Below are 5,982 nucleotides of genomic sequence, written 5' to 3'. Positions count from 1 at the left end.
GCGCATCCCCCCGCGCGACCGGGACGCCGAGGCCGGGTCCGCCGGGCTCCTGCTGGCCTTCGCCTACCCGGACCGGATCGCGCAGAAGCGCCCGGGGCAGACGGGGCGCTACCTGCTGCGCAACGGCCGCGGGGCGGTGCTGGAGGGGGCGCAGGCGCTCGCGGAGGCGCCCTTCCTCGTGGCCGCGGAGCTGGACGGGCAGGGGCGGGAGAGCCGCGCCTACCTCGCCGCGCCGCTCGCGGAGGAGGAGCTGGCGGCGCACTTCGCCGAGCAGGTGGAGACGGAGGAGACGGTCGCCTGGGACGCGGAGTCGGGGGCCGTGCGGGCACGGCGCCGGGAGCGGCTGGGCGCGCTGACGCTCCGCGACGCGCCGCTGGCGGACCCGGACCCGGAGCGGGTCGCCGCGGCCCTGGCGGAGGGGATCGCCCGTGCGGGGATCGCGTCGCTGCCGTGGACCCGGGAGACGATGCAGCTCCGCGAGCGGCTCGCCTTCCTGCACCGGCACGACCCCACCTGGCCGGACACGTCGGACGACGCGCTGCTCGCCACGCTGCCGGAGTGGCTGGGGCCGCACCTGTACGGCCTGCGGCGGATGGACGAGGTCCGGCGGCTGGACCTGGGCGCGGTCCTCCTGGGGCGGATCCCGTGGGAGCGCCGCGCCGCGCTGGACGAGCTGGCCCCGTCGCACCTGCAGGTGCCCAGCGGATCGCGCATCGCCGTGGACTACTCCGACCCGGACGCGCCCGTGCTGGCGGTGCGGCTGCAGGAGGTGTTCGGGATGACCGAGACCCCGCGCGTGGCCAGGGGCCGGGTGCCGCTGACGATGCACCTCCTCTCCCCCGCGCGCCGGCCGGTGCAGGTCACGCGCGACCTGGCGAGCTTCTGGCGCACCGGCTACTTCGAGGTGAAGAAGGACCTCAAGGGGCGCTACCCCAAGCACTACTGGCCGGACGACCCGCTCGCCGCCACGCCCACGCACCGCACCCGCCCGCGGCCGTAGCCGCAGGCAGGGCGACGGGGGACGCTATCCGCCGATCCCCCCGTCGTCGACGGGGTCCAGCACCGCGTCCTGGGTGCCCTTCACCCGCTCCTCCTCCGCCTTCTTCTCCTCCTCCGTCGGCTCGCGGCGCGGCGGATCCTGCCGCCGCGCCGGGTTCACGGCTCGCGTCTGCTCCAGCTCTCCTTTGTCCACGTGCTCCTCCCGTTCGTTGTGCTGGCTTTCTCGCGTGGCGGTCGGGGGCGGGGATGGTCTCCGGAAGAAGTGAACCCGAAGGGACTCGCTTGCGAGCACTCGCTTCGCTCAGACATCCACTTCTTCCCCGACCACCCCCACCCCCTCCCTGCGACCACTTCCGCGACCGTGCCGAACTGCAGTTGCAGTGCTCCCCTCTCCCGCTTGCGGGGGATTGGAGGGGGCAAGTCTTTGGGGAGGGGGCCTGCCACCGACTCGCTCCAACGCCCACCTGACAGGAAGCCCTCCCCCAGAATGGGGGAGGGTGGCGGCTCTCAGGCCGCCGGGTGGGGGCCCCCGCAACGCACGAGGAGCCGCGCCTCCCGCCTGAGCAGGTGGAGCGGCTCCTCCCGGGGGCCCGACGGCACCCTGTGCCACAGGCGGCGGGGCCGACCGGGGCTACTCGTCGTCGCCCTCGTTTTCCTCCTCCGACTCCCGGAAGCGGACCACCACCCGGTCGCCGAAGCGCTGCTCCACCGCATCGCCCAGCTGCGGGTCCGTCACCAGCCAGGCGTGGCCGTGCTGCCGCAGCGTGTCCTCGGCCAGGGCGGCGACGTCCACCATACCGGCCAGCACCTGGTTCGCCTCGTCCTCCGGGCGCTTCTGCGCGTCGGAGAGGATGTCGAGCGCGCCGTCCGGGAGGCTAGTGTACTGCAGGAGCACCTGCGGCTCCTCGCGGTGCAGCCCCCACGAGATACGGTCCATGGCGATCTGCAGCGCGTCGGCGTCGGTGAGCGCCACGTAGGTGTGCTCGTCGTGGCGGAAGTACAGCTCCGACGAGGGGCCCACGCCGGTGAAGACCACCGTCCCCGCCCGGGCCTCCAGGTAGCGGGACAGGATCGCCCGCTGCTCGTCGATGCGGGAGCGGTACGTGGCGAGCCACTCCACCGCGGACGAGAGGAAGGCCTGCACCCGGGCGTCGGAGGCATACTCGATGGAAAGCACGGAGGTCCAGGCGCGGATCTCCGCCGGGGTCGCCACGGCGTCCTCCTCCGCCCGCTCGATCACGAAGCGGACGTACGCCTCCGTGTCCACGGTGAGCGGGAGATCGGCCGCGGGGTCCTCGCGCAGGTCGTCCACCGTGTCCAGCACGTACTGGACGGCGGCCTCGCGCGCCACGCGGATCGACTCGGCGAGGTCGAGCGGGGTGAGGCCGCCCGCGGGGACGACGAGAAGGCGGAGGCTTTCCGCGTTGCAGAGGACGCACATGTCTGGTTCGAACGGGCTCGGGTGTCGGGGGAGCCGCACGGCTCCACCCCAAATGTAACGCGACCGGACCGCCGCGCCCAATCCGTTCGTGTACACCGCACTGCCGCCGCGGTGCGCGGGGGCCGTCAGGGGAGTTGTGGGCGGGCGGCGCCCGGGCCATGTTGAAGCCGGGCCTTCCGGCCGCCCTTGCAACCCCGCGGCGGCCGGGGGCGTCCAAACAGACGGGGCGCCCCGCCCCGCATCCTCGCGGCGATCCCGCCGCGCCACCCGCACCGCTCCGCAGATGCTCCTACGCAAGTCGGCCTTCGCCGCGCCGCTGGCGCTCGTCCTCCTGGCGGGCGCCGCGGCCGCGCAGACGCCCGTGGTCCCGGCGCTCGACCCGGCGGACATCGACTCCACCTGCGCGCCCTGCAAGAACTTCTACCGCTTCGCCACGGGCGGGTGGGCGAAGCGGACGCCCATCCCGGCCGCCTACTCCTCCTGGAGCGGGTTCAACGAGCTGGCGGACCGCAACAACGAGCTGGTGCGCGCCGTCATGGAGACGGCCGCGCGAGAGGCCGAGACCACCACCGACCCGGACCGCCGCCGGCTGGGGCGCTTCTACGCCACCTGCATGGACAGCGCGCGCGCCGAGGCCGAGGGCGCCCGTCCCATCCGGGGGGAGCTGGACCGGATCGCCGCCATCCGCACCCGGGACGCGCTCCGGAAGGAGATCACGCGGCTCCACGGGACGGGGCGGGAGGTGGTCTTCAACGCCGGCTCCACGCGCGACGTGAAGAACAGCCGCCGGAACATCTTCGAGGTGAACCAGGGCGGGCTGGGGCTCCCGGACCGCGACTTCTACTTCAAGACGGACTCCGCCGCGCAGAAGATGCGCGCCGACTACCGGGAGCACGTCGCCGCCATGCTCCGGCTCCTGGGCGACCCGCCCGCGAAGGCCGCCGCGGACGCGGACCGCATCCTGGCGCTGGAGACGGTCCTGGCCGAGCCCTCGCTCAACCGCCTGCAGCGGCGCGACCCCGCGGCGCAGTACCACCTGATGTCGGTGGCGGAGGCGGACGCGCTCACCCCGGGATTCTCCTGGCGCACGTACCTGGACGCGCGGGGGCTGCAGCGGGTGGACTCGCTCGACGTCTCCCACCCGGAGTTCTTCAAGGCCATGGCCCGGGCGCTGGACGAGCGCCCGCTGGAGGACTGGAAGGCGTACCTCCGCTTCCGCACGGTGAACGGCGCGGCGTCCTGGCTCAGCTCGCCCTTCGTGAACCAGGCCTTCGCGTACAGCTCCACGCTCACCGGCGCGCAGGAGATGCAGCCCCGGTGGCGCCGCTGTCTCGCCCAGGCCAACACCCTCCTGGGCGACGTGCTGGGGCGGGAGTACGCCAGCGTCGCCTTCACCCCGGAGGCGAAGACGGCGATGGACGAGATGATCGACAACCTCTTCGCCGTCTACCGCGAGCGGATCGAGACGCTCCCCTGGATGAGCGAGGAGACGCGGAAGCAGGCGCTCCAGAAGCTGGGCACCTTCGACCGGAAGATCGGTTATCCCGAGCAGTGGCGCGACTACTCCGGCTTTGAGGTGGCGCGCGGCCACTTCCTGGAGAACCTGCGCCGCGGCGTCGCCTTCGCCTCGCGGCGCGACCTGGAGAAGGTGGGGACGCCGGTGGACCGGTCGGAGTGGTTCATGACGGTCCCCACGGTGAACGCCTACTACGCGCCGAGCAGCAACGAGATCGTCTTCCCGGCGGGGCGCCTGCAGCCGCCCTTCTTCCACCCCGCGTACGACGCGGGCGCCAACTACGGCGGGATCGGCGCGACGATCGGGCACGAGATCTCGCACGGCTTCGACGACCAGGGGCGGAAGTACGACGCCGAGGGGAACCTGCGCGACTGGTGGACCAGGGACGACGCCCGGCGCTTCGGCGAGCTGGCGGCCCTGGCGGAGCGGCAGTACGGCGCCTACACCGTGCTGGACAGCCTCCCGCTGAACGCGAAGCAGACCATGGGCGAGAACATCGCCGACGTGGCGGGGGTCGCCATCGCCTTCCACGCGATGCAGCGGGCGCTGGAAGGGAAGCCGCGCGTACTGATCGACGGTTTCACGCCGGAGCAGCGCTTCTTCCTGGCCTACGCCCAGGCCCGCCGGCAGCTCTGGCGCGACCCGGCGCTCCGGCTGCAGGTGCAGACGGGCGTGCACTCCCCGGGCGAGTTCCGGGTGAACGGCCCGCTCTCCAACATGCCGGAGTTCGCGGCTGCGTGGGGGTGCACGGCGGGGGATCCGATGGTGCGGCCGGAGGGGGAGCGGGTGAAGATCTGGTAGGGAGGGGCGGGAGAACGAAGTGCGGGAGTGCGTGAGTGCGAAGTGCGGAACGGCGCCCCTGCCGGGAGATCCCGGTGGGGGCGCCGTTCACTGCTCCTCGGCCGTTACCGTCTCGAAGAGGCGTCGGCGGAAGGCCTGCACGTCCATCTCGGCGCGGGGGAGGTAGGTGCGGTTGGTGAGGAGGACCACCCAGCTCCGCGTCTCCGGGGCGATCCAGAGCGAGGTGCCGGTCACGCCCGTGTGGCCGAAGGCGTACACCTCTTCGCACGCGTCCTGGTCGGGGACCACGCCCTCGCGGCAGTACACCTCCCACCCCAGGGCGCGTGTGCCGGCCCCGGGCTGGGGGCGGGTGAAGGCCTGCACCGTGCGCCGCCGGAAGACGCGGGCGTCGCCCAGGCGCCCCTCGTTGGCGATCATCGCGGCGAAGCGGGCCACGTCCCGCACGGTGGAGAAGGTGCCGGCGTTCCCCGCGACCCCGTCCAGCCGGCGCGCCACCTCGTCGTAGGAGCCGCCGGTGTACGGCTCGTTGCGCTGCTCCAGGTGCAGCGTCGGTGCGCAGCGGGGGCACCCGCGGGGGACGCCCACCCTCGTGGACTCCATCCCCAGCGGCCCCCACACGCGGCGCTGCAGGTAGCGCGGGAGCGGCTCCCCGGCGGTGCGCTCGGCGGCGAGCCAGAGGACGATGAAGCCCAGGTCCGAGTACAGGACGTCCTGCCGCGGCGAGAGGGCGAGCGAAAGGCCCAGGAGGTAGCGCCGCACCGCGGCGGGGGTCTCGCCGCGGATCTCCACGGCGCCCGCGCGGACTCCGCCGGTGTGCGTGAGGAGCTGGCGGACGGTCACGCTGTCCTTCGCCCCGCCCGAAAATTCCGGGAGGTAGCGCCGCACCGGCGCGTCCAGCTCCATCCGCCCGTCCTCCACCAGCGCCATCACGGCCGCGGCCGTGGCGACGGCCTTGGTGAGCGAGGCCAGGTCGTACAGGGTGGAGTCCGGGTCCACGGGGGGCGCGTCCTCGTCCCAGCGCGTCCGCCCGAAGACGGCGACCTCCTGGACCAGGTCGCGGTTCCCCACCGCCACCGCGCCGCCCGGGAACTGCTCGCGCTCCACCGCCGCGCGGACCCGCCCCACGGCCTCCGCAACGGCTTCGGGGGGGACCGGGGTGGGCGGGGCGGTCAGGAAGCGCTCCACCACCGCCGCGGGGCGCGACCCCGCGCGCCCGCCTCCGCCC

5 protein-coding genes are annotated in these 5,982 nt (G+C 73.7%); 2 read left to right on the top strand and 3 right to left on the bottom strand.

Translation table 11 applies throughout. The annotated features are described in order from the left end of the window. The coding region (locus VGR37_15065) for an ATP-dependent helicase C-terminal domain-containing protein (GenBank protein HEV2148723.1) at positions 1-1,000 on the top strand (1,000 nt) is incomplete at its 5' end. Positions 1,001-1,024: 24 nt separating this feature from the next. On the opposite strand, the gene VGR37_15060 is transcribed toward VGR37_15065, so the two are convergent. Continuing rightward, on the bottom strand, positions 1,025-1,192 hold the full coding sequence (locus VGR37_15060; protein ID HEV2148722.1) for a hypothetical protein: 168 nt from the start codon (positions 1,190-1,192) through the stop codon (positions 1,025-1,027). Positions 1,193-1,630: 438 nt separating this feature from the next. Further along, on the bottom strand, positions 1,631-2,440 hold the full coding sequence (locus tag VGR37_15055; GenBank protein ID HEV2148721.1) for a hypothetical protein: 810 nt from the start codon (positions 2,438-2,440) through the stop codon (positions 1,631-1,633). A gap of 283 nt (positions 2,441-2,723) precedes the next feature. On the opposite strand from VGR37_15055, the gene VGR37_15050 reads away from it, so the two are divergent. Then, on the top strand, positions 2,724-4,757 hold the full coding sequence (locus VGR37_15050; protein ID HEV2148720.1) for a M13 family metallopeptidase: 2,034 nt from the start codon (positions 2,724-2,726) through the stop codon (positions 4,755-4,757). A gap of 87 nt (positions 4,758-4,844) precedes the next feature. On the opposite strand, the gene VGR37_15045 is transcribed toward VGR37_15050, so the two are convergent. After that, positions 4,845-5,982, bottom strand: a 1,138-nt coding sequence (locus VGR37_15045; protein ID HEV2148719.1) for a serine hydrolase domain-containing protein, incomplete at its 5' end; no start/stop codon positions are given.

Source organism: Longimicrobiaceae bacterium (genome assembly GCA_035936415.1).
GTDB lineage: Bacteria > Gemmatimonadota > Gemmatimonadetes > Longimicrobiales > Longimicrobiaceae > JAFAYN01.
Note: the sequence above shows the minus strand (reverse complement) of the source record. Positions and strands in the feature narration are given on the sequence as shown.